The organism is Niabella insulisoli (assembly GCF_039652435.2).
In the GTDB taxonomy this organism is placed as follows: domain Bacteria; phylum Bacteroidota; class Bacteroidia; order Chitinophagales; family Chitinophagaceae; genus Niabella; species Niabella insulamsoli.
In genome coordinates, this window is record NZ_CP190246.1 from 941,144 (window position 1) to 966,779 (window position 25,636).

The 25,636-nt window shown below is 45.4% G+C and carries 24 protein-coding genes; 10 read left to right on the forward strand and 14 right to left on the reverse strand.

Going from position 1 to position 25,636, the window contains the following annotated elements:
* Positions 1-4: 4 nt before the first annotated feature.
* The 5 genes from ABDK00_RS04080 to ABDK00_RS04100 all read right to left on the reverse strand — a co-directional run bounded on the left by ABDK00_RS04080 (position 5) and on the right by ABDK00_RS04100 (position 5,511).
* Positions 5-724 carry a ferritin-like domain-containing protein gene (locus ABDK00_RS04080; protein WP_346238235.1) on the reverse strand — a complete coding sequence of 240 codons (720 nt, stop codon included), beginning with the start codon at positions 722-724 and terminating at the stop codon, positions 5-7.
* A 339-nt stretch (positions 725-1,063) separates the two neighbouring features.
* Positions 1,064-1,867, reverse strand: a complete 804-nt coding sequence (locus tag ABDK00_RS04085) for an anti-sigma factor (protein WP_346238236.1) — start codon at positions 1,865-1,867, stop codon at positions 1,064-1,066.
* Positions 1,868-2,410 (reverse strand): RNA polymerase sigma factor, encoded by a 543-nt coding sequence (locus ABDK00_RS04090; protein WP_346238237.1) that lies wholly within the window; start codon positions 2,408-2,410, stop codon positions 1,868-1,870.
* An 84-nt stretch (positions 2,411-2,494) separates the two neighbouring features.
* On the reverse strand, positions 2,495-3,691 hold the full coding sequence (locus ABDK00_RS04095; RefSeq protein WP_346238238.1) for a hypothetical protein: 1,197 nt from the start codon (positions 3,689-3,691) through the stop codon (positions 2,495-2,497).
* A gap of 38 nt (positions 3,692-3,729) precedes the next feature.
* Entirely contained in the window at positions 3,730-5,511 is a 1,782-nt protein-coding gene (locus ABDK00_RS04100; RefSeq protein ID WP_346238239.1) for a L,D-transpeptidase family protein, read from the reverse strand.
* A gap of 254 nt (positions 5,512-5,765) precedes the next feature.
* Between ABDK00_RS04100 and atpD the strand changes: the two genes are divergently transcribed.
* Entirely contained in the window at positions 5,766-7,259 is a 1,494-nt protein-coding gene (gene atpD / locus ABDK00_RS04105) for a F0F1 ATP synthase subunit beta (protein ID WP_346238240.1), read from the forward strand.
* Between the two features lie 67 nt (positions 7,260-7,326).
* The gene (locus ABDK00_RS04110; protein ID WP_346238241.1) at positions 7,327-7,584 is read left to right on the forward strand and encodes a F0F1 ATP synthase subunit epsilon; all 258 of its coding nucleotides are present in this window, start codon (positions 7,327-7,329) and stop codon (positions 7,582-7,584) included.
* 108 nt (positions 7,585-7,692) lie between these two features.
* Here ABDK00_RS04110 and ABDK00_RS04115 read toward each other — a convergent pair whose 3' ends face one another.
* The 3 genes from ABDK00_RS04115 to ABDK00_RS04125 all read right to left on the reverse strand — a co-directional run bounded on the left by ABDK00_RS04115 (position 7,693) and on the right by ABDK00_RS04125 (position 9,622).
* A complete protein-coding gene (locus ABDK00_RS04115; RefSeq protein ID WP_346238242.1) occupies positions 7,693-8,211 on the reverse strand; it encodes an RDD family protein in 519 nt (172 codons plus the stop codon).
* Between the two features lie 93 nt (positions 8,212-8,304).
* Positions 8,305-9,030 (reverse strand): DUF4197 domain-containing protein, encoded by a 726-nt coding sequence (locus ABDK00_RS04120; protein ID WP_346238243.1) that lies wholly within the window; start codon positions 9,028-9,030, stop codon positions 8,305-8,307.
* 40 nt (positions 9,031-9,070) lie between these two features.
* Positions 9,071-9,622: a YqgE/AlgH family protein gene (locus tag ABDK00_RS04125; RefSeq protein WP_346238244.1), complete on the reverse strand. Its 552-nt coding sequence runs from the start codon at positions 9,620-9,622 to the stop codon at positions 9,071-9,073.
* Between the two features lie 122 nt (positions 9,623-9,744).
* On the opposite strand from ABDK00_RS04125, the gene ABDK00_RS04130 reads away from it, so the two are divergent.
* The 3 genes from ABDK00_RS04130 to ABDK00_RS04140 all read left to right on the forward strand — a co-directional run bounded on the left by ABDK00_RS04130 (position 9,745) and on the right by ABDK00_RS04140 (position 12,474).
* The gene (locus tag ABDK00_RS04130; protein WP_346238245.1) at positions 9,745-11,091 is read left to right on the forward strand and encodes a HAMP domain-containing sensor histidine kinase; all 1,347 of its coding nucleotides are present in this window, start codon (positions 9,745-9,747) and stop codon (positions 11,089-11,091) included.
* A 93-nt stretch (positions 11,092-11,184) separates the two neighbouring features.
* Positions 11,185-11,799: a 4'-phosphopantetheinyl transferase family protein gene (locus ABDK00_RS04135; RefSeq protein ID WP_346238246.1), complete on the forward strand. Its 615-nt coding sequence runs from the start codon at positions 11,185-11,187 to the stop codon at positions 11,797-11,799.
* 57 nt (positions 11,800-11,856) lie between these two features.
* Positions 11,857-12,474 carry a YiiX/YebB-like N1pC/P60 family cysteine hydrolase gene (locus ABDK00_RS04140; RefSeq protein WP_428400362.1) on the forward strand — a complete coding sequence of 206 codons (618 nt, stop codon included), beginning with the start codon at positions 11,857-11,859 and terminating at the stop codon, positions 12,472-12,474.
* Here the strand turns inward: ABDK00_RS04140 and ABDK00_RS04145 are convergent.
* The 6 genes from ABDK00_RS04145 to cobA all read right to left on the reverse strand — a co-directional run bounded on the left by ABDK00_RS04145 (position 12,471) and on the right by cobA (position 16,970).
* Positions 12,471-13,724 (reverse strand): DUF2130 domain-containing protein, encoded by a 1,254-nt coding sequence (locus tag ABDK00_RS04145; RefSeq protein WP_346238248.1) that lies wholly within the window; start codon positions 13,722-13,724, stop codon positions 12,471-12,473. The genes ABDK00_RS04140 and ABDK00_RS04145 overlap by 4 nt on opposite strands.
* Before the next feature lie 121 nt (positions 13,725-13,845).
* Complete coding sequence (locus tag ABDK00_RS04150) at positions 13,846-14,163, reverse strand: hypothetical protein (RefSeq protein WP_346238249.1); 318 nt, start codon at positions 14,161-14,163, stop codon at positions 13,846-13,848.
* Between the two features lie 226 nt (positions 14,164-14,389).
* On the reverse strand, positions 14,390-14,809 hold the full coding sequence (locus ABDK00_RS04155) for an SH3 domain-containing protein (protein ID WP_346238250.1): 420 nt from the start codon (positions 14,807-14,809) through the stop codon (positions 14,390-14,392).
* Positions 14,810-14,892: 83 nt separating this feature from the next.
* Positions 14,893-15,381: a BON domain-containing protein gene (locus ABDK00_RS04160; RefSeq protein WP_346238251.1), complete on the reverse strand. Its 489-nt coding sequence runs from the start codon at positions 15,379-15,381 to the stop codon at positions 14,893-14,895.
* A gap of 100 nt (positions 15,382-15,481) precedes the next feature.
* A complete protein-coding gene (locus tag ABDK00_RS04165; RefSeq protein ID WP_346238252.1) occupies positions 15,482-16,165 on the reverse strand; it encodes a Crp/Fnr family transcriptional regulator in 684 nt (227 codons plus the stop codon).
* A gap of 40 nt (positions 16,166-16,205) precedes the next feature.
* Positions 16,206-16,970, reverse strand: a complete 765-nt coding sequence (cobA, locus tag ABDK00_RS04170) for a uroporphyrinogen-III C-methyltransferase (protein ID WP_346238253.1) — start codon at positions 16,968-16,970, stop codon at positions 16,206-16,208.
* Between the two features lie 191 nt (positions 16,971-17,161).
* Between cobA and nirB the strand changes: the two genes are divergently transcribed.
* The 5 genes from nirB to ABDK00_RS04195 all read left to right on the forward strand — a co-directional run bounded on the left by nirB (position 17,162) and on the right by ABDK00_RS04195 (position 25,597).
* The gene (gene nirB, locus ABDK00_RS04175; protein WP_346238254.1) at positions 17,162-19,678 is read left to right on the forward strand and encodes a nitrite reductase large subunit NirB; all 2,517 of its coding nucleotides are present in this window, start codon (positions 17,162-17,164) and stop codon (positions 19,676-19,678) included.
* 47 nt (positions 19,679-19,725) lie between these two features.
* Positions 19,726-20,106 carry a nitrite reductase small subunit NirD gene (gene nirD, locus ABDK00_RS04180; RefSeq protein WP_346238255.1) on the forward strand — a complete coding sequence of 127 codons (381 nt, stop codon included), beginning with the start codon at positions 19,726-19,728 and terminating at the stop codon, positions 20,104-20,106.
* A gap of 75 nt (positions 20,107-20,181) precedes the next feature.
* Positions 20,182-20,586, forward strand: a complete 405-nt coding sequence (locus ABDK00_RS04185; protein WP_346238256.1) for a hypothetical protein — start codon at positions 20,182-20,184, stop codon at positions 20,584-20,586.
* 46 nt (positions 20,587-20,632) lie between these two features.
* Complete coding sequence (locus ABDK00_RS04190; protein ID WP_346238257.1) at positions 20,633-21,940, forward strand: MFS transporter; 1,308 nt, start codon at positions 20,633-20,635, stop codon at positions 21,938-21,940.
* 57 nt (positions 21,941-21,997) lie between these two features.
* A complete protein-coding gene (locus tag ABDK00_RS04195; protein WP_346238258.1) occupies positions 21,998-25,597 on the forward strand; it encodes a molybdopterin-dependent oxidoreductase in 3,600 nt (1,199 codons plus the stop codon).
* Positions 25,598-25,636 lie beyond the last annotated feature (39 nt).

Consider the following 25,636-nt stretch of genomic DNA (forward strand, 5'->3'; position numbering starts at 1 on the left):
ATGGTTAAAGGTTGATAACGTTAATTTTTGTTTTGATATAGTTTGCAGCCAGCGGCAATACTTTGTCGGGCGTAAGCGCCCCGTCGAGCCCTCCGGAATTGTTAGATCCGAGCGCCGAGAGGTCGTTTAGGTCGGCAAATGAACCGTTCGATATTTGGTCGCGTACCCAGGCTGCGTGCCGAGCTTCCACCGAAACGATTTGTCCGGCAATAACAAGGTATGCATCGGTAGTCAGGCGTACGCCCGCTCCGTTGTAAGCTGCTACACCAAGGTCTTCAAATGTTTTTGCGGCAGCAAGAACGCTTGCAGCATCCGAAAAGTTGATAGACGAAAAATCGACTTCAAGGCTGCCGATGGCATTAGCGCCAAGTGCTTTTTTGAAAAATTCGCGGTGCGCAATTTCGTGATATTGTACATCCATGAAGTAAGCTTTCTGTGCGGCGGTAAAACCGGAGGCGGGGTTGGCAGCAACTTGCGTATAAAATGCCGCTTCTAATTGCTCGAGCGCATAAGCGTAATTCAATACACCGATATCATCTTTAAAATCCAGGGTGGCGCCGTCTTTATTATCTTTGAACTGGTCATACCAATCGTTTCTTTCGCAGGAAGATAAAAGCGATACGCCGGCGGCTCCTATGCCCAGGGCAGAAAGGAATTTTCTTCGGTTGTAGCGTTCTTTATCCAGGCTTTTTTTTGTTGGAGGGGTAACGTTTTCTGATTTCATGATGTCTGATTTTAATTGGAAGAATGGTTTGGGGAGACTTTACGTTTGCCCCTTTCATATATATGTACGAGATAGTTTTAGAAATGGATTTTTTTATTGAAAATCTTTTGTTTCTAAATGAATAGGAGAAATAATCAGATGAAAATAGAAGATACAGTTCGGGAATGTGTTGGTGGTGTTAGAGGTGCTCAAATCTGGCGGCTGCGCTGCAATTTCTTTTTTTGACGGGAGGATATAAAAAATGGGGCCGCCCAAACCTGCAGCCCCATGTACTGATGTCACTCTCTAACCATGACATGATTGAGATACGAAATTTTTGTAAACTCGGTTTTCCGGAGATTAAATTTTTCCCATTACGAATAACTGCTCAAGATTGGGGGTTGGGCTACCGCCTTCATTTTCGAGGGTGATGGCAAAAGCCTGAGCATTGGCGATATTCTTCAATTTGCAAACTGTAGTGCAGTCTTGGAGTACGCCTGCATCAATCGGTTGCCCGTCCATCAGGGCCCACAGCTGGTATTGTTTGCCTTTCGGCGCTTTGGGTAATGAGCTGGCCAGCAGGTATACGTCTTTATTGGATTTATTCCAGAATACTATCGCCTGGCTGTTTTCTTTTCCAGGGACGCCCGCCAATGGTATCTTGATGATGTCCGGCCCTGCAATCAAACGAAGCCGCTCATCTAACTCATTAAACTTCGTCTGTGTTTTGCTATTGTCGGCAAATAGCTGATCACGCTGTAACGCCAGTTGAACATTTTCGCGCTGCACGGTTTTATACCGGGAATAGATATACACGTTCATGGCGGCGCTAACAACAAAAAGGAGCACTGCGGCGGCGGCCAGGTATTTTAAAAAGGAAGTTTTATTTGTTTTTGATTCGGGCCTTAAAGTGGTGGGAATAGATGGTTGCTCTTGTGGGGCCAGTTCCAGCTCTTTAAAAAGATCTGCTTTTACATGGCTGTCAACAGGAACGGCATTAGCGAAAGCAGCCGCCTCCAGCTCTTTCTCGAAAGTTTGTATAGCCGCCTCTATTTCAGGGTGCAACGTGCGAAGCCGTTCAAGCTCGGCTGCCTCTTGTGCATCTGCCAGGCCCAATACATAACTTTCAATTATGCCACTTTGTATGTATTCCCTTGTGTCCATCTATCTTTTTATCCTGCTTCTTAATTCTATCAATGCTTTGCGCAGCCTCGTTTTTACCGTTCCCAACGGCATACCGGTTGTTTGCGCAATATCATTTTGACTCAAACCATCGAAATAACACATTTCCACTACCGTTTTATACTCCTCTTTCAGGCCTCCAACAAATTTGCGAAGGCCGATAGCGTCTATATTTAATGTGTTGTCGGCGACCATGTCGCTATTGCGATCATCCAGTTCAACATTTTGTCTGGAGTTTTTCCAATCTTTACTGCGTAGGGTATCGATTGCCGTGTTTCTTACAATCGATGACATCCAGGTAAATAACCGGCCTTTTACACTATCAAAAGTACTGGCCTGTTTCCAGATTTTTACAAAACTGTCTTGTAAAACACAATCCGCCAACTGATCATCCTGTATAAAGCTGCGCACAATGCTGTTTAGGGCTGCCGCATAGTTATCGTATAAATAACTAAAAGCATTTGCATCGCGTTCCTTTAACAGGGCAACCAACTCTTGTTCGGTATATTTTTGTATGGCTTTCAATAGAGGAAATTCAACATCAGTTCCTTATATACGAAAACTGTACCAAGACGGATTTCTTTTAACAGATATTTTTCAAAAAGTCTCTTAGGCCAAAATGGGATGTCTTTTAAACTGCTGCGCGCGGTCGAAAAGATACCGGTAAGTACACAACACCCGGCTCTGATGAGTGCCCAGTGATTCGGCTACATTGATCATTTTCGGATTGAAATCGCCGATCCATTGCATTTCGTATTTATTATAAATAGGCGTTCCAATATGGTATTGTCCTTCTTTGATGGTCAGGTTCTGGATTAACCGGCAGCCTTCAATAATCATGTAAGCATCCACTCCCTTTGCCTGAAACTCGGGCACGATACCGAAAACAAGGCCCACAAACTTGTCGCAGGGCTTTGTTTTTTTATACCACAGAAATTTTAGTTTTTCGATCAGGCCAAATTTTCCGTTGAGAAACTTAAACCACTGGTTGAGGTCGGGAAGGTTGAGCCAGATACCAATCGGTTCGTTTTTAAAGTAAGCGATCCAGTTGATGCGCTCGTCCATTACAGCCTTCATCGACTGAAACATTTTCAGGACGGTTCTTTCATCTAGTTGTTTTAAGCCGCCGTGGCCCGCCCAGGCTTTGTTATAAACAATGGTAAAGTCCTTGGCATATTTGGCTAAGTTGTTTTTTTTGATATTATCTGAAGAGAAATTGGCGTCGGCCGAGAGCGTGCGGTGGCGCTCATAAAACTTTTCCTGAATGCGGTCACCAACGTTCAGGCCAAAACAGATCTGGTTAAAAAAGGGCCGGAACCCGTAGTTTTCAAATAATTCCTGGTAATAAGGCTGATTGTAGTTCATGCGGTAAAGCGGCGGTTCAAATCCTTTAACCAGCAATCCCCACCAGGTGTCGCGCTCTCCAAAATTGATGGGTCCATCCATTGCGGTCATCCCTTTTTCCAGCAACCAGTTTTTTGCGGTATCAAACAAAAGGTGGGCAGCCTCCTGATCATTGATGCAGTCAAAAAAGCCAACCCCGCCAACCGGGCCTTCATCGCCTTTTGATTTATATTTTTTATTGACAAAGGCGGCAATGCGCCCGATCAGGATTCCTTTGTCATCTTTTAGAATCCAGCGCGCCAGCTCGCCAAAGCGAAAGGTTTTATTTTTTTCTTTATTAAAAACTTCAGAGACATCTTTATCTAATGGGCGAATATAATTGGGGTCGTCTTTGTTGATGTGTACGTTCACGCGGATAAACTCCGCAGCAAGCGACTCATTGGTAACTTCGATAAGTTTCATCTTACAAATGTAAAGCCTGCCGGCTATTTTATAGTTGCTTAATTAGACGGGTTTTTCGGGGAAGGCACCGAATCTATCGGCCGGGAGGCCGCCTTTTTAGCCGCTGCCAACGAATCCTTTTTACGTAGCCGGGCTATGGAATCTTTTCTATGCAGTTCTTTTTGCCTTGCTATATCTTTTACCCGCTGAATGCTGTCTTTAAGCGCTTTTTGGCGGCTATAGCTGGTGCCCACGCTGTTGAGGAACATTTTTTTGGCAATAATGGCATCGTGGCCATAAATATCTTCCCGGAAATCAAGAACCTTATTTTCATCAACCCAGGCGGTGAAATAAGTGATCAAAACCGGCACGGGCTTTTTCACCCGCACATATTTTTCTTTGTAGGTCCGCATCAGGCTGTCTACTTTTCTTTGATTATATCTTACCGAATCGTCGAGTAAATAAACCGCCAGCTTCGCGGGTTCTTTTAGCCTGATGCATCCGTGGCTATAACTCCTTTTATCTTTATTGAACAGGCTTTTCGCCGGTGAATCGTGAAAGTAGATGTTGTAGCTGTTGGGAAACAGAAACTTGACAAGTCCGAGTGAATTCCAGGGCCCCGGCTTTTGACGGACGCGCCCTTTAATGATTTCCATGTGATGCCGCGCCAGATAAGAGGCGCTGGGTTTGCCGTTCATTTCGTTCTTTACAATGCTTGTCGGCACGTTCCAATACGGGCTAAACACAATATTGCTGAGCCGGCCCGTAAATATCGTCGTATTATTCCCCTCTTTGCCTACGACCACGTCCATTTGCCAGGCGGGCTTGCCGTTTTCGTAAACATGTAGGCGATATTCGGGGATGTTAACCATAATGGAGCGGCCGCTATCTCTCGTATTGCCGGGAAGCCACCGCATGCGTTCCATATTTATAAGTATCTGTTGAATACGCTCGTCCACCGGCACATTCACATCTTTTAAAAAAGTTCTTCCGGCGGTTCCATCCGGCTTATAGCCATACATTTTTTTCAGTTCGTTGACCGCATCGGCTAGTTGCGAGTCGTAGGTATCTGTCAGCAGGCTGTCTTCTTCCTGTATAAATCCCTCAATCTTCAACCGCTTTTTTAAAACTTTGACAGCCCCGTCTTTATAGCCTTTTCTCATTACTTCCACCTTACTATTAACGGTCGGCCATCCGCCTTCGTCTTTGATTCGTTTATATTTTAAGAGTTGGTCGCGCAGTTCGAGGTATTGAGGATTGTGCGGGGCATATTCGTCAGCATATTGGCCGGTTTTTGCCAGGGCGCTGTCGAGCATCGCTTCCAGGGTGACCTTTTTCTTGGGAATATACCATTCGAGCGACTTAATATCGAAGGTTTCATCGTGTTCAAAAGCGTGATCGGCATAAGTATATAAATACCTTGTGAGGAGAATTTCTATATTTTGATAGGTTGAATCATCTTTTGGGCGGATCGAAGCCACCCGGATCAGCGTTTCCATTTTCCTATTCAACCATTCGTGATACACCGAAGAATCTTTGGAATAGTTGAGATAATTTTTCAGCAGGTTCCAAAATGAGACGGTATGCTCGGGAAGGCCTTCTTTAGAAAACCATGCGTATTGATAATTGCGGCTATTATAAAAACTTTTGATGCGATTGGTCAGCGTATCGTCAAGGCCATTTTTTGCCAGAATAAACCGTACGGTAAAGCTGTCGATAAAAAGCGAATTAAAAGAATTGGATGTGTCGATTGTTATGTCAACTTTGGTAACCGGCTTCTCTATTTTGGCCAGTTTTTCATCTTTTTTATCAAAAATGCTGCAAGATGACAGAAAACCCAAGCATAAACATATTAATACTGGTATTATAATTTTCATATATAGGTTACGGTATTTAAAAAACGAGGCGCTTGCCGGTTGCAAAAATAGAGTTATTCGCTGGAAACAAAACCCGGGGCTACAAATCTTTTAGCAATAGGCGGCTGGTCATCCTGTTCAATATGCCTGAAATGTGAATAATTTGTAAAGTCTGTGTGTCATAATCCGCGCAGAAGCCTTACTTTTGCAGCCACAAAAACAACCACACCTCAATTAATATGGCAAAAGTTGGTAAAATCAAACAAGTTATTGGAGCGGTAATCGATGTACAGTTTGATGACGCGCTTCCTGAAATTTATAACGCTTTAGAGCTTACTAAAGAAAATGGTGAGACGCTGGTACTGGAAGTTCAACAACATTTGGGCGAAGACAGTGTGCGTACTATTGCGATGGACGGAACAGAGGGCCTGGTGCGCGGAACAGAGGTTCGCGATACCGGCAAAGCGATCGCCATGCCTACAGGCGAAGCGATTAAAGGGCGCTTATTTAATGTAACCGGCGATCCTATCGATGGCTTGCCTGCGGTTTCTAAAGAAAATGGCCGTCCTATTCATGCGATGCCTCCCGCATTCGAAAACCTGAGTACTACATCAGAAGTGTTGTTTACAGGTATTAAGGTAATCGACCTGATTGAGCCTTATGCGAAAGGTGGTAAAATCGGGCTGTTTGGTGGTGCGGGTGTTGGTAAAACCGTATTGATTCAGGAGTTGATTAATAATATTGCGAAAGGCCACGGTGGTTTATCGGTGTTTGCAGGCGTGGGAGAAAGAACCCGTGAAGGAAATGACCTGATGCGCGAGATGATCGAGGCGGGCATTATGAAATATGGCGAAGCCTTCAAACACAGCATGGAAGAAGGTGGATGGGATTTGAGTAAAGTAAACGCAGAAGAATTGGCCGAGTCGAAAGCAACCTTCGTGTTTGGCCAGATGAATGAGCCGCCCGGAGCGCGTGCGCGCGTTGCCTTGAGTGGTTTGACAATTGCGGAATATTTCCGTGACGGAGATGGAGAAGGAAAAGGTAAGGATATCTTATTCTTCGTAGATAATATATTCCGTTTTACCCAGGCGGGATCGGAGGTGTCAGCGCTTTTAGGCCGTATGCCTTCAGCGGTGGGTTATCAGCCTACGCTGGCTACGGAAATGGGTTTGATGCAGGAGCGTATTACCTCAACGAAAAACGGTTCTATCACCTCGGTTCAGGCCGTTTATGTGCCTGCGGATGACTTGACTGACCCTGCGCCGGCTACTACTTTTGCGCACCTGGATGCGACTACCGTATTAAGCCGTAAGATTGCTGACCTTGGTATCTATCCCGCTGTGGATCCTTTGGATTCTACTTCCCGGATCCTGATGCCTCAGGTAGTTGGAGATGCGCATTATGAGTGTGCTAATAAAGTGAAAAGAATTTTACAACGTTATAAAGAGTTGCAGGATATCATTGCCATTTTGGGTATGGACGAGTTGAGCGATGAAGATAAGATGACCGTATCCCGTGCACGTAAAGTACAGCGTTTCCTGTCGCAGCCTTTCCACGTGGCAGAAGCCTTTACCGGGTTGAAAGGAGTGTTGGTGCCAATCGATGAAACGATTCGCGGGTTCAACATGATCATGGACGGAGAAGTTGACGAGTATCCGGAAGCGGCGTTTAACCTTGTGGGTACGATCGACGATGCGATTGAAAAAGGTAAGAAATTGTTGGCTACAGCGTAGTATTCTTCAGACGGATAGTAACGAACAAAGTTAGTCTTTATACTAAAATCTTAATTTCTAAATACTAATGACACTCAATATTTTTACACCTGAAGGGAGCGTATATAGTGGCGACGCATATGGTGTTCAAATGCCAGGCGTTACCGGTTCGTTTGAAGTGCTTGACAAGCACGCGCCGATGATTGCGGCGTTGGGCGAGGGCAAATTAAAGGTATTGCAAAGCAGCCTGACTGGCCCCGCTACTTACTATAATATCCAGGGAGGATTTGTGGAAGTGTTGAATAATAATGTGACGGTGTTGGTAGAAGGCGCGAAGGAGGTGTAAATTAAAATCAAAAAATTATATAGAAGGTAGTAAAGCCGGCTGATCATGCAGCCGGCTTTTGTATTTATTTTTTTAGGAATAAATGTTTTTTTTTGGTTGGAGCGGGATTTATTTCCCTTTTACAACCAATGTGCCCGCCAGCTTATCATGCAGCGTTTGCTTTTTATCATCCCACAACATCATCAGGTAGCCGATAAAAATAATAAGTGCGGAAAGAATTGTTGCAAAATATCTTCCCAATGCGTTGAGGAAGGATATGCGCCCGCCTTCCATATTCGTTACTTTTAAGCCAAGCGCCCTTTTGCCCAGGGTGGCCTGCCAGGAACTGGAATGCATAAAGCTAAAATAAAGTAGCGTAATAAGGTTCGACAGCAGACTGGCTGTGTTAAAATAGCTGACACTCATAACTGCCCCAAAACCTTCATTTTGCGCCAGCGCTGCTACTTCTTCCGGAGAGGGCGTTCCAAATATCATCTGTAGCACATACTGAACCAGGTAAAGTGCAATACCATCAATAATCAGCGCTCCAAACCGCTCCCAAAAACTGCCATAAACAACCACAGGCTGCGATTGAAAAAGGTTTGATTCTTCCTGATTTACATAGTTTGAAGATGTTGGTTCCGTCATAGTGCATGTTTTAGTAGTTAATAATTATTCTAAGCTAAAACAAGTTTTTGACAAAAGAAAAGCTTTTTATGAAAACCTTTTGTGCACCTTTCCCTAGTTGGGCAAACTGCCCGATCCTCTTTTTTGAAGATCGGCATAGCCGAAAACACGCTGTAGCAGCGGTGTGGTTCTGGCCGATACATTGGAGCGAATATCGGCTTCTTTCTGCGCCACGTATAAAAACATAGCATCAATCGCGCGCGCTGCAATAAAGTCATTGAGGTTGGGTTCTAGTTTTTTATTGGAAAAGGGCAGCGCATTATAAGCTCTTACCAGGGTGCTGTATTCGGCAGCGCCGCCGGTGGTGCGCACCGTGCTGTCTACAATCGGCCTGAAGGCAGTCATCAGTTCGGGTGTCATCGACGCTTTGAAATATTGCGTAGCGGCGTTTTGATTACCGCTTAGCAAAATACCCGCCGCATCCGTAATGCTCATTCTTTTTACAGCATTCAAAAAGATGGGTTTGGATTTTTGAACTGCGAGCGACATAGCATTGGTAAACTTTGAGGTGACATTGTTAACAACGGAAGTCAGCCCCAGGTCTCGGAGCGTCTTCTCAATTTTTGCGGCTTCGCCGGGAAAGGCAAATCGAACCAGGGCGTTGCCCTGATCGGGATTGGCAAAAGCTTCGAACCCGCTAAACAGCCCTTGCGTTAATGCCTCCTTCAGGCCCTGCGACATTTCAAAATTGGAAAGGCTTCCCGCAACGTTTTGAAGCGTGTCACAACCCGATAAGAAAAACGAACTGCTTAGTATCGCTATAAATAAAAACTTTCTCATGGTAAATACTTAAATAAAAGCGCCCGGCGCTCAAAAAAATTTAGTTCAACCTGGGGTCCAGCGGCGCGTTGATGATCAATTCATATTCGCCACCCAATTCCCTCAAAACATCGCGCCAAAGTTCGGTTTCCGCCTCGGCAAAAAGAAACTTTTTAGCCGCGTCCGCCACGATCCACGTTTTTTCTTCCATTTCATCTTTCAATTGTCCCGGGCTCCATCCGCTATACCCCAAAAAGAACCGGATTTTATTCGTGTCCGCCGTTCTCGAATTGATGAGTTCAATTAGCTTATCAAAATCGCCGCCCCAATAAACGCCCGATAACACCTCTTTCCCGCCGGGTATCTCCTCAGGAAACTGGTGTATAAAATGGAGGGTATTCAATTCAACCGGGCCACCTTCAAAAACGGGCAGACGAAAATCTCCGAGTTCGGGTACGAGCTCGTCTACCGAATAGGAAAGTTTCCGGTTGAGCACAAAGCCAAAACTTCCGTCCTCATTGTGTTCACACAGGAAAATAACTGTCCTTAAAAAATTAGGATCATCGAGGTGCGGATTGGCGAGTAACAATGTTCCACTGATGGGCGCTATCATAACGCCAATATACTTATTTTTTAGAAAGTGGCACGGCCCCGTTTTCTTTTATAAAAAGTTAAAAGTAGAAAAGTAGATGACGAACAAGGATCAGCAAATTTGGTATCATTATATTTGCTTTCGTGAAAAAATTATTTTCCTCCATCACAGTTTTAATCACCTTGTCGCTGGTTGGGATTATTGTGATGCAAATATCCTGGCTGAAAAACCTTATCGCGCTTAGGGAGGATCAGGTGAAGCAGAATATTGATAATGTGTACCAAAGCCTCAGCACCGAATTTGGGCGCTTGCGCGATCAGTATATTGATGCCGCCAGCGACGACTATAGCAGCCTTTTTTCGCAACGCAGTTTTTTTGATTATAAAACCATCACCATCGGTGCAAAACTCAGCAGCGACGAAATTGAAAAGATTATTCAACGCGCTTTTGATGAGGCCGAGTTGAAGAATATGGAATTTGAGTATGCTTTTATTTCGGGGCAAATGATGGGTGGCAATATTAATATTGAGAAGCAGTCGCCCAATTTTTACCAGGTAAGCAGCGATTCATTGAAAAACTATACGCCGCCCGTCCGTTTCATTCGTTCCCAAAGCGGATCTGCATCAGAAAATATTACAAAAGATGAAGTGCTTTATTTAACGGTGCTAAATTGGAAGTCGTTCGTGAAGCGATCGCTGATCTGGAGCATTTTATTTGCAGTTCTGTTTACGCTGATCATCGTTTCGGCTTTTTATCTTACCGTTTATACAATGTTGCGGCAAAAAAAGCTGGGCGAAATAAAGAACGATTTTATCAATAATATGACGCACGAATTCAAAACACCCATCGCCACGATTTCGCTGGCGGTAGACGCTTTGAAAAATGAGAAAGTCATTACCAGTCCGGAAAAATTGAACTATTTCAGCGCCATTATTAAGGAAGAAAACCAGCGGATGAACAAGCAGGTGGAAACCATTCTTAAAGCTTCACAATTTGAAAAGCGCGAGGCGGAAATAGATTTAAAACCGCTGCATGTGCATGAAGTGATCGAAAATGTGATCGATAATTTTCAATTACAATTGCACGACAAGAACGGCGAAGCCGAGCTTCATTTAAAAGCGGCTTCAGACAAAATCAATGCAGATGAAGTGCATTTCACCAATCTGGTAAACAATTTGATCGACAATGCAGTAAAATATTCCAAAGACAATGTGCCGATCATGCTGAAGATTTCTACCAGCAACTCAGGCCACAACCTGGTCATGAAATTTGAAGATAACGGCATTGGTATGAGCCGCGAAACGCAGAAGCGGATTTTTGAAAAATTTTACAGGGCGCATACCGGGAACCTGCACAATGTAAAAGGGTTTGGATTAGGCCTGAACTATGTGAAGTCAGTCGCTGACTCGCACAATGGAACCGTGAAAGTGGAAAGCGTTTTAGGCAAAGGGTCAATATTTACAGTTGAGTTTCCATTAGCCGATCGGTAATTTTTCCCGCCTATCACTTTGCTTTGTGCACATTTTTTATCAGTAAGAAGGAATCAGCATCAAAACCCTTACCACATCTAATCTGTTACCCCTATGCCGGTTTTTTATAAAGAAGAAATAAACAGCACAACTCATTTAGGTATCTGGCATATTACGGAAGAGGAGGCCTTTTTTAAAAAACGCGTTCCCCAGCACCGTGATGTTACTCATGCGCACAAACGCCTGCAACACCTGGCAGGGCGTTTTTTACTTAAATTTTTGGTTCCTGATTTTCCCAGCGAGCAGATCAAAATTGCCGATACAAAAAAGCCTTTTCTGGCTGATGAAGCCTATCATTTTTCTATTTCCCATTGTGCGGATTATGCGGCAGCTATTGTAAGCAGCGATCATAGGGTGGGCATTGATATCGAACTACCCTCAGCAAAAGTGGCCAAAGTGCGCCGGAAATTTATCAGCGATGCCGAAGAACAGGCTTTGCAACCGGGCGGCATAGAAACGCTGACGCAGTTGTGGAGCGCGAAGGAAGCAGTTTTTAAATGGTATGGCGAGGGGCAAATCGATTTTAAACAACATATTCAGCTAAAAAATTACCTGAGGGAAGGAAAGGGGTTATCCTGCTATTTTGCAAAAACGGATACTTACGCCGACATTCATATTGAGTTAATACAGCCGCTTTGCCTGAGTTATGTATGCACGCCGGTTCAGTAGGCAGCCTATCATTAAACCAACACTACTATGCAGATATTTAAATTACGATTACTCTTTTTGATTGCTTTAATAAATAGTATTGCAGTTGGGGCTGCGGCACAGCGACTAAATTTGAAAGACCTGAAAACAGGCGATCTGCTTTTTCAAAATCTTGATTGCGGCGACATGTGCGAAGCCATCGAGGCGGTTACGCGTGGTTGGCACAAACACGATTTTTCCCACATGGGAATGGTTGAAAGGGAAGGGGGCAACATCTATATTTGGGAAAGCGTAGCCGCAGGCGTTCGCCGCCTCGCGCTAGATTCTTTTAGCAAACGATCGGCGCATCAGCTTATTGCCGGGCGCTTAAAAAGGCGTTACCGGAAATTAATTCCCTCCGCAATCGGTTATCTGCACCAGCAAATAGGCGTCGCTTATGATCTTGCTTTTTTGCCCGACAATGGAAAATTTTATTGTTCGGAACTGATTTATGAAGCTTTTAAAAACGCGGCAGGAGGAAAGCCGTTATTCAAGCTGGAGCCGATGACTTTTAAGCGGCCGGGGTCCGACGAATATTTCCCGGTATGGGAAAAGTATTATCAACAACTGGAAATTCCGATTCCTGAGGGTGTGCCGGGCTGTAATCCCGGCGGTTTGTCGCGATCAAGAAAAATTACCATCGTTGGCAGTCTCTAATCAGCGCTATCATAATCTATAAGATTGAGATCGACATGCTCCAGGCCACTAATGCCGTCGATCGAACCGCGGATATGCGTGGCGTTAAGCAACACTTTTTCAAGTTGTTTTTCTCTCGCCTTCCACAGCCTTTCCATTGCGTCGCGCTCTTTTTGAATGCTTATCTTCATACTTAAAAACCCTTCGCGTATCGCTTTCCATTGTTCCGAAAATTCCGGGCTGGTAAGATAGCTATATAACAGGTTCATCTTATCTCCTTTATTTTCCTGGCTTTTTGAGGCGTTGAAAATGCGAAGGATGCTATCTCTCAAAACCGAAGCCAATGCCCTCGCTTCCGAAAAACTGCAAACCCATACGCCGTCTTTTTCTCCGAAACATTCCATTTCCTTCGGATAGCGCCGTGTCACCAAAACCGGGATATCGGCGCCTAGCGAACGCATATCCGCTTTTAATTTTTCAATCCATTCGCCGCCAAAATTTTCAGCGCGTTTGCTTTCCCAAATAATGCGGCCACACTCGGCGCCGAGGTTATTTCTAACCACCTGAATGCAGTCGGCCCCTCTTACTCCTTTACCTACTTCTTCAATTCTATCAAACGGGAAAGCTGCGGCAAGCATCTCTTCCAGGGCTAACTCTTGGCTTTCGCCCTGCAATTGCATCGACCCCTGTTCTGCCTTACGCTTCATTTCGCTGGCGAGTTTTTTCTGGTCTTCGAGTTGCTTTTCAAGCTCTCGGAGTTTTAACTGGTATTCAGTTTCCTTTTGAGCTGATTTTTCTGTTTCGATTTTACGAAGTTGCTCGGCAAGCTTTTCGCGCTCTTCGCCCAGTTTTTTGTGTAGCGTAAGTTCGAGCTCAGCTTCTTTATTTTTTAATTCCTGTTGCTGCTTTAGAAATTCGGTTTCGCGCTGACGAGAAAGTTTTAGTTTTTCTTCGTTTTCTTCGTTGGCTTTTTGAAGGAGGGATAATTTATTTTCAAAGTCGCTGGCGATCGCCTTCCTGAGCTGCCCTTCCAATTGTTGTTGTAACGCTGTTTTTTCTGTTTGTAATTTTTTCTGCCATTCTTGTTCCTTCTTTTGCAAGTCGGCCACATGTTCTTCTGTTTTCCGCCTTTGCCAATCCGCTACTTTTGAGCGGAGCTCCTTTTCCACTTCTTCCCGAATGGCTTCATTAGGTTCAAATTCGTTGCCGCAGCCCGGGCATTTTATTTTTGTTGACATACCCAAACTTACAATTGTTTTGGCTGTTTTCATTCAATTTCGTTTTGGTGAATTTAAGCCGCGCTTTAAACCCGGGCGCTGGTCACATTCGAAAAATGCAATAGCCATTCCAACGCGGAATGGCTATTGCAACTAGCTAAATCAGTGATACTGGTTAAGCTTCGTTTTCTTCTTTCATTTCAAGTTTTTTAGCATTCAATATTGCGCTGTTATTGATAGCGTAAAAGGTATGACTGAATTTCGCTACATGAGCTGCAATTGAAGATGTGCTTTGTTGATGAAAAGAGGTTGGAGGCAGCGGAGCCTTTGTCGTATCTGTGGGCTCTGTTGGTTCCGTTGGCTCGGGTGGCGGTGCGGGAGTTTTTGTTGTGTCCGGCACTGGAGATTTTGTGGTATCTGTTTGAGCCATTACTGAGCTCATAATAAACGTCGAAGCTGCTACCAATACGAATTTTGTTGCAATTTTTTTCATGATATGTGGTTTTAGAGTTTTAATAATTACGATGGTAATTTTTATTGATAAGGTTACGATCGCATTTCTATTTATAAAACGCAGCAGCGAAAGCGTCAGGTATAAAAACTTCGTTAATGTATTCCTTATTATTTCTAAAGAAAAGATGATTACTCTTAAAAGCCGTTAAAACAGCCCACAAAAAAAGCCCTGCAAATGCAGAGCTTTACCATAAAACATTTGTATGTTAAGCTAAAGGCTCAAGGTATTGCGAATAAGCATATCCTTCCTCGCCATCCTTAGTGCGAACGGACCACCAAAGATCATTCGCCTTGCTTACCAGTGTAATCACTTCGTCTTTAGCGGCTTTGCCAACAATCGGCTGGTCGGTTCCGGGGCCTTTCCTGATGTTCAAATTGGAATCCTGCGTAATCACTTTTACCTGGCTTCCCACTTCCACCTTTGCATTTACATTCAGTATCAAATCGCCGCTTGCATAATTGGGGTCGATCTGATTATAGACATCCCACAATTGATCTTTAACGGCGCCACTGGGTGCGTCACCGTCGATATATAAAACGCCATCCTGCTCTCTTACAGCAAGGTTAGAAACGCCGGCGTTGGTAGCGGCATCTACTAATGCCTGATATTTTTCCTGAAGTGCCATATTGTGTGTTTTTATTTTTTGGTTTGATAAGAAGATGTTTTGTAATGAATGAGCATAATCATTTTATAAATGTGCTAACGGGATTATTTTACATTCAATCCTTTGCTATCCACTCTTTTAGGTTTGGTGGCTTGCACTTTCTGCATCAATATCTTAAGATCATCTTTAGCAATATCGCCGTTCAAAGTAACGACGCCCTCTGAAACCGAAACGGTTACGCCGGGGTGGTCTTTCACGGCATCCGCAACAGCGGCTTGCAAACTATCGTCAGCTGTAACTACAACGGGAGCAACGGGTTCCGGAAGCGCAACGGTTGTCAGGTTGTCAACGCCCTTTACGCCATCTACCCCTTTTGCCGTCGATTCGGCTGCAGACTGCGTGGTAGCATCCTTCACTTCACCCGAAAGGGTAGCGGTTGCATCTTTTACTTCGACCGATACGCCCGATAAGTCAGGATTGCTATGTAGTGCGTTTTCTACGGCAGTTTTCAGATCGGCGTCGCTTTTGCCTTTACAAGACGGGAGCGCAAATAAAAAGCCGGCAATTGTTAGTACAGCGAGAATTTTTTTCATGATTCAGTAGTTTAATTTAACAAAATTGTTCTTTTAAAATTAATAGAATTCAATGCCAATTAAGTTGTTGCCCGCCGTTATTTTTAAGATTATTTAAAAATTAACATATGGCTTTCTGCAGGGCGCTTCGATTAATCACGCCAATTTCCTTTCCTGAAGTGCGTATAAGGCCAAGCTCTGAAAACTCCGCCAACACTTTGTAAATGGTTTCATAGGTGGTTCCGACGTAGGCGGCAATATCCTGGCGGCTGATGGTGAAGTCAATAAATCCTTTATCGTTCTTGCCGAATTTTTGTTCCAGCGATAATAGGGCACCAGCCAACCTGGCCCTTACCGTCATGTGCGCAAGATTGCGCATCCGTATCTCGGAGAGTTGAAGTTCGTCGGCCATAAACATCATGAAGGCAAACGCAAAATCTTTGTTTACTTTAAAAGTGGTTTCAAAAAAATCGATGGTGATATAACACACGGTAACGGCTGTCAAAGCAGTCGCGGTAATAGGATATTGTTTGGAAAGGGTGCTGAGGCCGCGATGCCCCAGAATGTCCTGGCGATGGGCAAATCGAACGATCAGCTCTTTATCTTCATCCCAAAGCTTATGCACCTTCACCACGCCGGACACCATAAAATAAATGCCGGTAACCTCGCTTTGTTCTGAGAAAATGACGGCTCCTTTCTTATAATGAAGTACTTCAAGGTTGGCATCGAGCGCCGGGCGCCATTCCTTTAAGCAATGGCTGTGGAGAAAGGATTGGCTGGTATCCGTATTTTTCTTTCGTGACATAAAAATAAAGATAGCAGAAACTCCTGTAAGCGCGTGATTTCTATTGTTGGCGGGCTGTCAGCAGTTCTTTTACCTGGCTGTTTTCAAAAAGCAATTGAGGGAGTGCTACGACCGCTCCGATAACGATAATGGCAGGGTTTTCCAGGCCTGCATATTGCGCCCTGTAATAAATATCTTTTACCTTTCCGGTTACGGATTTTTGATTAGGCAGCGTTCCGTTTTGAATAATAGCGGCCGGCGTTTCCGCTTTTCCATATTTTGCAAATAGTTCAGTGATAGCTTCAAGTTTGCTCATCGCCATTAAAATTATTACTGTGGCGCTCGATTGCGCCGCCAGTTCAATATCTTTTGAGACTGCGCCCTCTCTGGTGGTGCCCGTCACTACCCAAAAGCTTTCGTTCGTGCCCCTGGCCGTTAATGGAATGAGTTGTGACGCAGGTACGGCCAAAGCGCTGGAAATGCCCGGTACCACCTCGACGTCAATACCAGCCTGTTGTGCAGTTTCTATTTCCTCCCATGCCCGGCCAAAAACAAAGGGGTCGCCGCCTTTTAAACGCACCACACATTCGTATTGGCTGGAATATTCTAATATAAGGTGATTGATTTCGGATTGGCTTAGCGCGTGACAACCGTAGCGTTTGCCGACAAACTTATGGATGCAGCCTGGTTGGGTATGCGCGAGTAACTCGGGGCTTGCCAATGCATCGTAAAGCACAACATCAGCTGTTTTTAGCTTTTTTAATGCTTTAACTGTGATTAAATCCGGATCTCCGGGGCCTGCTCCAATTAAGATTAATTTTGCCATAAATATAAATTATAATAAAATATATATAATATTTTCTGACCAAAATTACGAAATATTAATCAGATTGTATTAAATTTGATATACTAAAAAGATGATTATTCTTGTTTATTTATAGGTTTAACTTGTAAAACACATATATAGAATATTTATTAATATAAGATTGTTGGCCATTTTTAACTAAAAACGACATTATGAAAGTTGTTGTAATCGGAAATGGCATGGTTGGCCAAAAATTCTGCGAAAAATTGCTCTCTAAGGGAATTGATAACCTCGAGTTAACTGTTTTTGGAGAAGAAACGCTCGCTGCTTATGATCGCGTGCATTTAAGTTCCTATTTCGCTGGCAAGACAGTCGATGACCTTACCCTCCAACCGGTAAAATGGTATGAAGAAAAAGGAATTGATTTGCGCCTGGGCGATCCCATACAGGAAGTAAACCGCGACAAAAAGACCGTGACTTCTTTTGAGGGCGTTACCCTTACTTATGATTATCTCGTTTTTGCTACCGGTTCTTCGGCTTTTGTGCCTCCGATTCCGGGGGTGGATAAGCACGGCGTTTTCGTGTATCGGACTATCGAAGATTTGAATATGATCTGGCGCCATGCGCCCACCACCAAGACGGCCGTCGTAATCGGTGGCGGTCTGCTCGGACTGGAAGCGGCAAAAGCCTGCCTCGATTTGGGTATAAAAGATACCCATGTGATTGAGTTCGCGCCCCGCCTTATGCCGCGTCAAATCGATGAAGCCGGTTCGGATATTCTTATACAAAAATTAAAAGATCTTAATATTACCACACATACCGGCAAAAACACGGCAGCGATCCTGGGGAACGAAACCATCAGTGGAATGATTTTTACCGATGGGTCGATTTTGAGCACCGACATGCTTATTATCTCTGCGGGCATCAAGCCGCGAGATGAGCTGGCTCGGGCCTGCGGCCTGACAGTTGGTCCGCGCGGAGGTATTGTGGTGAATGACGCAATGGTAACAAGCGACGAGAGCATTTTTGCCATCGGCGAATGCGCGCTGCACAATTCAATGATATATGGTTTGGTAGCGCCGGGTTATGAAATGGCCGACGTAGTCGCCACAGGCCTTGCCGGCGCCGAAAAAGCTTTCCCTGGTTTTGATATGAGCACCAAGCTGAAGCTGATTGGCGTGGACGTCGCCAGCTTCGGCGATCCATTTATCTCTGGCGAGGAAGCGAAAACCATTGTTTTCAGAGACAACCATTTGGGCGTCTACAAAAGGATCAACTTCTCGAACGACGGAAAAGAATTGCTGGGCGGCGTATTGGTGGGCGATGCAGATGCTTACAATATGTTGCTGCAGATCTGCAAAAATAAAATGGCGCTGCCTCCCAATCCGATGGATCTTATTATCCAGGCAAAAGAAGGCGCCGCCGATGCGGGCGCAGGTGTGGTTGCCCTGCCCGATGACGCTTTGATTTGCAGCTGTGAGGGGGTCACCAAAAAAGATATTTGCAATGCCGTAACTGAAGCCGGCTGCGAAAATGTTGACGCCATTAAAAAATGTACCAAAGCTGCAACTGGTTGCGGAGGATGTGCGCCCATGGTGAAAGATATTATGGTGCATACGATGAAGCAGCAAGGCAAAATGGTGAGGAATGTTTTGTGCGAGCATTTTGATTATTCCCGCCAGGAGCTTTACGACCTGGTTAAGATGAAAGATTTCCACAGTTTTGACGAGGTGCTCGACGAGTTGGGCAAAGGCGATGGGTGCGAAACCTGCCGGCCGGCGGTCACTTCAATTATCGCCAGCCTTTGGAACGAGCTGATCGTAAAGAAAGAAAACGCCAGCTCTCAGGATACGAATGACCGGTTTCTCGCTAATATACAAAAAGGCGGCACCTATTCGGTCGTGCCGCGCATTCCGGGCGGAGAGATCACTCCCGATAAACTACTGGTCATCGCCACGGTGGCAAAAAAATATAATCTCTACACCAAAATAACCGGTGGTCAGCGTATTGATATGTTCGGCGCCCACGTAGGCGATCTGCCTTTGATTTGGGAAGAGCTGATTCAGGCAGGATTTGAAAGTGGCCATGCGTATGGAAAAGCACTGCGAACTGTTAAAAGCTGTGTAGGCAGCACCTGGTGCCGCTTTGGTTTACACGACAGTGTCAGCTATGCCATCCGCATAGAAGAAAGGTATCGCGGACTCCGGGCGCCCCATAAAATTAAGTCAGCCGTTTCGGGTTGTATCAGGGAATGTGCTGAAGCGCAATCGAAAGATTTCGGCATTATCGCTACCGAAAAAGGCTGGAATTTGTATGTATGCGGAAATGGTGGCTCTAAACCTCAACATGCCCTGCTGCTGGCGACCGACCTCGACTCAGAAACCTGTATTAAATATATAGACCGTTTTTTAATGTTCTATATCAAAACCGCCGATCCGCTTACAAGAACAGCAACCTGGCTGAACAAAATGGAAGGTGGCATTGACTACCTGCGCAACGTGGTGGTACACGATACATTGGGTATCGCCGCCGAACTGGAAAACGAAATGCAGATGCTGGTGGACAATTATGAGTGCGAATGGAAAGCTGCTGTCGAAAATCCTGACATAAGAAAGCGTTTTAATCACTTTGTAAACGCGCCGCAGGAAAAAGATCCCTCCGTTCAGTTCGATTCTTTCAGAGGTCAGAAAAAAGCAACCGAATGGACGAACACGCTCGCGGTTTCATAATTCGCTTTTCCAACACAGACCTTTCATCTTAAAATTTATTGAAGTATATGATGTACGATCATCCAACTATTCCTTTAACAGAAACGCATTGGTTTGCAGCCTGTGCCGTAGAAGATGCGGTATTAAACGGCGGCGTATGTGTGAAATATGGAGAAGAGCAGATTGCGCTGTTCTATTTTACGCGGCGTAACGAATGGTATGCGACGCAAAATTTATGTCCTCACAAAAGGCAAATGGCACTAAGCCGTGGCATGTTGGGTTCTGCTGGCGACGAGCCGAAGGTAGCCTGCCCTTTTCATAAAAAAACCTTCTCGCTGGTGACGGGCCAGTGCCTGAGTGGCGATGAATGCGACATTAAAACCTATCCTGTAAAAGTAGAAAACGGAACTGTTTATATCCAGGTAGAAAAGCAGCAGCCTCCGCAATAAGCATATCGTAGACATAGTATTGCAGCTGATTCTAAATCGCATGCAGTCAACCAAAAACCCTCTAAAAACAAACTGATGAAAAAATGCAACCTGTTGATGGCTTCTGTTTTTTTAATCGCGGCCGCGCCCAAAGCGCAGGCCCAAACCGGTGGCGCCAAAGTTCAACCCGCTCTTTGGGATGGAATGGTGATAGCCGGTTATGTAGATAATGGCGCTTATGTCAATTTTGGCGGCCCATGTATCAAATACGCTAAAAAGCCCTGCGTTATTGCCTTGGGAATGCTGCCTTCTTTAAGAATCAAAGAAGATAAAGTGGCGGCGGGCGCTAAAAAAAACGCATGGGTGACGCCCACGCTCGGCGCAGGCTTGACGATGGCCTACAAACATATTGCGCTGCAAATTCCTGTTTACTATAATGCTAAAACCGCAGCCAGCGATGGCCGGTGGGAGTTGGGTATCGGGGCCGGCTATAAATTTTAATGAATGCTGATTATCTATTCAAAACATTAACCCAAATATTTTTACAATGAATAATATTAATACCAGGCCTTTAACCAAGTTGAATGTATTTTCTGTAAAAGGCATTCAAATGCGCACTTTTCATATTACCTGGCTCACGTTCTTTGTCTGCTTTTTCGGCTGGTTTGGGCTGGCTCCGCTGATGCCTACGATAAAGGAAGATTTGAATCTTGATAAATCACAGATTGGTAATATTATCATCGCTTCCGTGTCGGGAACCATTGTGGCGCGGCTTCTGATCGGGAGGCTTTGCGATGTCTGGGGGCCGCGAAAAACACATACCGCTCTTTTGCTGATCGGTTCTATCCCCGTATTCCTGGTAGGCCTGGCAGACAGCTACACTTCTTTTTTATTGTTTCGCCTGGCAATAAGTGTGATCGGCGCTTCATTTGTGGTTACTCAATTTCATACATCAATGATGTTCGCGCCGTCGATAAAAGGAACGGCCAACGCAGTGACGGGCGGTTGGGGAAATTTGGGCGGCGGCGTTACCAATATCGTGATGCCTTTAATTTTCGCCGCCATTGTTGGCTTTGGCTTCACCAAAAGCGAAGCCTGGCGTTATGCGATGATTATCCCGGGAGTGATGATGTTGCTGGCAGCTTTTTTAAACTGGCGTTTTACAAAAGATACGCCCGCCGGCAACTTTGATGAGATTGAGAGAAACCGCGTGAAATCAAAAACAGACTATAGTGTTTTGAAGGATTGGCGTATATGGGCGTTAACGCTGGCTTATGCGATGTGTTTCGGTATGGAAATCACGTTTGATAATGTGGCGGCGCTTCATTTTGTACAACACTATGGGCTCGACCAGAAGACCGCTGGTTTTTGGGCGGGCGCCTTCGGCCTGATGAATTTATTTGCGCGCGCCATGGGTGGCTTTTTTGCTGACCGTGTAGGTAGGGTGCATGGCTTGCGCGGAAAAGGCCTTTTGCTGGCAGCCGTTTTGCTGATCGAAGGGGTTGGCCTTATTCTTTTTGCAAGTGCAGGCTCTCTAACACTCGCCATTATCTCCATGTTGTCATTTGCATTGTTTCTGAAAATGGCCAACGGCACCACTTATGCGATAACGCCTTTTATCAACGAAAAAAATGTAGGCCTGGTGAGCGGCATTGTTGGAGCGGGAGGCAACCTGGGTGGAATGATGTTTGGTTTTTTATTTAAAAGCCCGGAGATAACCTACGTGCAGGCTTTCAGCTATATCGGGTACATTGTTATCGCCGTGGCGCTGATCGTACTGGTAACCAAATTTGCAAAGCCGGCAGGCGAAACCGAAGAAGCGGCATTGGTGCTCGAGCCGGCGCCAGCGCCATGATCGGTTCAAAAAAATCATAAACGGCCTCTGACGATTGCAGCCATCAAAGGGAAGTTAATGAGTGAAAAAAGTGTCTATTCAAAACCTGTTTTATCTGCTGATAGCAAGCCACAAACAACTACCTGCTGCTATTGCGGCGTTGGTTGTGGTATAACGGCTACGAAAGATAAATTAGGAAAGCTGCTGGTTGAAGGCAATCCTTTACATCCGGTGAACAAGGGTATGCTGTGTAGCAAAGGAATGAATCTTCATTACACTGTGAATGACACCAGTGACCGTTTGTTATATCCTGAAATGCGATACGCAAAGCATCAGCCCCGTCAGCGGGTGAGCTGGGATGCGGCGCTCGAACGTACGGCCGCTGTTTTTAAAACCTTCATTGAAAAATATGGCCCGGACTCGGTTGCTTTTTATGCCTCAGGGCAATGCCTTACCGAAGAGTATTATGTTGTCAATAAACTGATTAAAGGATTTATCGGCAGCAATAATATCGACACAAATTCAAGGCTCTGCATGAGCAGCGCTGTCGTAGGTTATAAAATGAGCCTCGGTGAAGACAGCGTGCCGGTTAGTTATGAAGATGTCGAATTGGCGGATGTTATTTTTGTGGCAGGCGCCAATCCCGCCTGGTGCCATCCCATTTTGTGGAGAAGGGTGGAAGCGGCTAAAGAGCGCAACCCTGATGTAAAAATCATTGTAAGCGATCCCCGGAAAACACAAACCTGCGCTTCGGCTGATCTGCATCTGCAGTTAAACCCCGGAACCGATATTACACTGCACCACGCCATAGGTCGGGTTTTGATAGAAAATGGCGATATCGATGCTTCATTTATTAAAGAAAACACCGAAGGATTTGAGAAATATAAAACTATCGTTTTCGAAAAAACGCTGGCAGAAGCTGCATTGATTTGCGGCGTAGAAGAGGTTTTGATTCGGAAGGCGGCGGCTTATATCGGCAATGCGAAAGGCTTTATTACGATGTGGACGATGGGGCTCAATCAAAGTGTGGTGGGAGTGGGTAAAAATCTTTCGCTGATCAATCTCAATCTTATTACCGGTCATGTCGGAAAGCCCGGTTCAGGCCCGCTCTCGCTTACCGGCCAGCCCAATGCGATGGGTGGCCGGGAGGTCGGCGGATTGTCAAACCTGTTGCCGGCGCATCGCGACCTTGCGAATGAAGCGCATCGCGCGGAAGTGGAGGATTTCTGGAAGGTACGGCGCGGCACCATTCCTGCGAAACCCGGTTTAACCGCTACGGAAATGTTTGAGGCGCTGGATAGTGGAAAGTTGAAAGCTATCTGGATTCTTTGCACGAACCCGCTTATCAGCCTGCCCGATGTGAGAAAGGCGGAGGCTGCTTTGAAAAAAGCAAAATTTGTAGTCGTGCAGGAAATAAGCAATAAACCAGAAACGCTGCATTATGCCGATGTGATTTTGCCCGCAGCTGCCTGGACGGAAAAGGAAGGCACGATGACCAATGCCGAAAGGCGGGTGAGTTATTTAAACAAAATCGTGGAAGCGCCGGGAGAGGCCCTGCCGGATGCTGAAATCATCTGCCGGTTCGCAAAAAAAATGGGTTATCCGGGCTTTGACTTTAAAAGCTTTTCCGAAATTTTTGACGAGCACGCGGCGTTAACCAAAGGCACGAATGTGGACATCAGCGGCCTGGATTATAAAACGCTGAAGAGCCGCCTTTCCGTGCAGTGGCCATTCACAGCGCAACATTTGAAAGCGCCTGCGGGGAGCGATCTTTTTTTTGGAACCCGACGTTTGTTTACCGATAAAAAATTTTATACCGCAAATGGGAAAGCGATTATTCATACGGCTGATGACGAACACCGGTCTGAACCTTTGGGTGGTGATTTTCCGCTCATTCTCACCACCGGCCGTATTCGTGATCAGTGGCACACCATGAGTAAGACAGGAAAGGTTAATAAATTGAAACAACACCTGGGCGCTTCGTTCCTCGAAATGCATCCCGAAGATGCGCAGCGGCGCGGCATTAAGGATGAGGCGATCGTAGTAGTGAACAGCCGTCGCGGCGAAGTTCGCGTCAGGGCGAAATTAACAACCGATATAAAGAAGGGCGTTGTCTTTATGCCCATGCATTGGGGTAAGGTTTTGAAAAGTGATCTAAACCGCGTTAATAATGTTACCAATAACCTGCTCGATCCGAAAAGCAAAGAGCCAGATTATAAATATACCGCTGTTGAAGTAGGCTTGTATCAACGGCCTCCTCAAAAAATAATAGTGGTAGGCGCCGGCGCCGGCGCTTGCGGATTTGTGAAAGCGCATCGGCAGTTAAATGCATCCGATGAGATTGAGGTATTTAGTAAAGAAGCCTATCCTTTCTATAACCGTGTATTGCTGCCCGATTATATTACCGGCACTTTGAAATGGGATAACCTGGTAAAGATGACGGACGAAGAGGAGTATGCATATAATATCAAACTGCATCGCGGTGTAAGCATTGAAAGCATCAACAGGGAAAATAAAAGCGTCACTGACAGCAACGGAGTTGTGCATCGTTACGATTTGTTGGTAATGGCCACTGGCAGCCGGGCCACAATGCTCAGGGATCTGCCGGATATGAAAGGGGTTTTCACCATGCGCAGCAGAACCGACGCTGATTATTTTCTGGAACATATCGGCGGCGCCTCCGGGCGCGTGGTAATTATCGGCGGCGGCCTTTTGGGGATAGAACTGGCCGCTTCCCTCCGCGAAATGGATATAGCATCCACCGTCATACAACGAACCTCGCGGTTAATGAACCGCCAACTCGATCCGCTGGGGAGCCAGCTTTTACATGAGGAACTTATTGACAAAGGCATTGATATTTATTACAATGATGAGATCGACCGGGTGTTAGGCGGCAATACGCTCACGGGAATAAAACTAAAAAGTGGTTTACAGATCGATTGTGCAGCGATCGTGGTGGCTATCGGCACAACGCCCAATGTTGAAATCGCAAAGTCTGCCGGCCTAACTTGCAAGCGTGGTTTGGTGGTAAATGAATACTTGCAAACCAATGATCCGGACATTTTTGCGATCGGCGAGATTGCAGAGTTTCGCGGCGCAGTTTTTGGCATCACGGCCGCCGCAGAGCAGCAGGGGGAAATTGTGGCGCAATACCTCAATGGCAATATTTCGCGTTATTATGAAGGCACTTTGCTGATGAATATTTTGAAAGTGCATGGGGCTGACTTTTGTTCGTTGGGCGAAGTGGAGTGCCCCGACGACCCGGCTTACGAAGAAGTTGTTTTTATAGACAAAGCGAAAAGGTTTTACAAAAAATGTATTATTCACAATGATCGCATGGTCGGTGCTATTTTGATCGGCGACAAGAATGAATTTTTAGAGTTTCGCAACCTGATCGAAAATCGAATTGAACTCAGCGAGAAGCGGCTGCAGTTGCTGCGCGCGGGAAAGCCTTCCGAACCTGTCATTGGGAAACTTTTGTGTAGCTGCAATAATGTGGGCGAAGGTAATCTGGTTAATAAAATCAAAGCAGGTTGCAAAGATCATTTGCAGTTATGCCAACTCAGTGGAGCGGGCATGGGATGTGGCAGTTGCCGCCCCGAGGTTAAAAAGCTGTTGGAAAAGACCTTAAACGCCATTCCTGCGGAAAATGCGGAACCGGAGGAAATAAGTGCCTGATCAATTCTATTCGATCTATAGAATCATAAAAAAATTGTA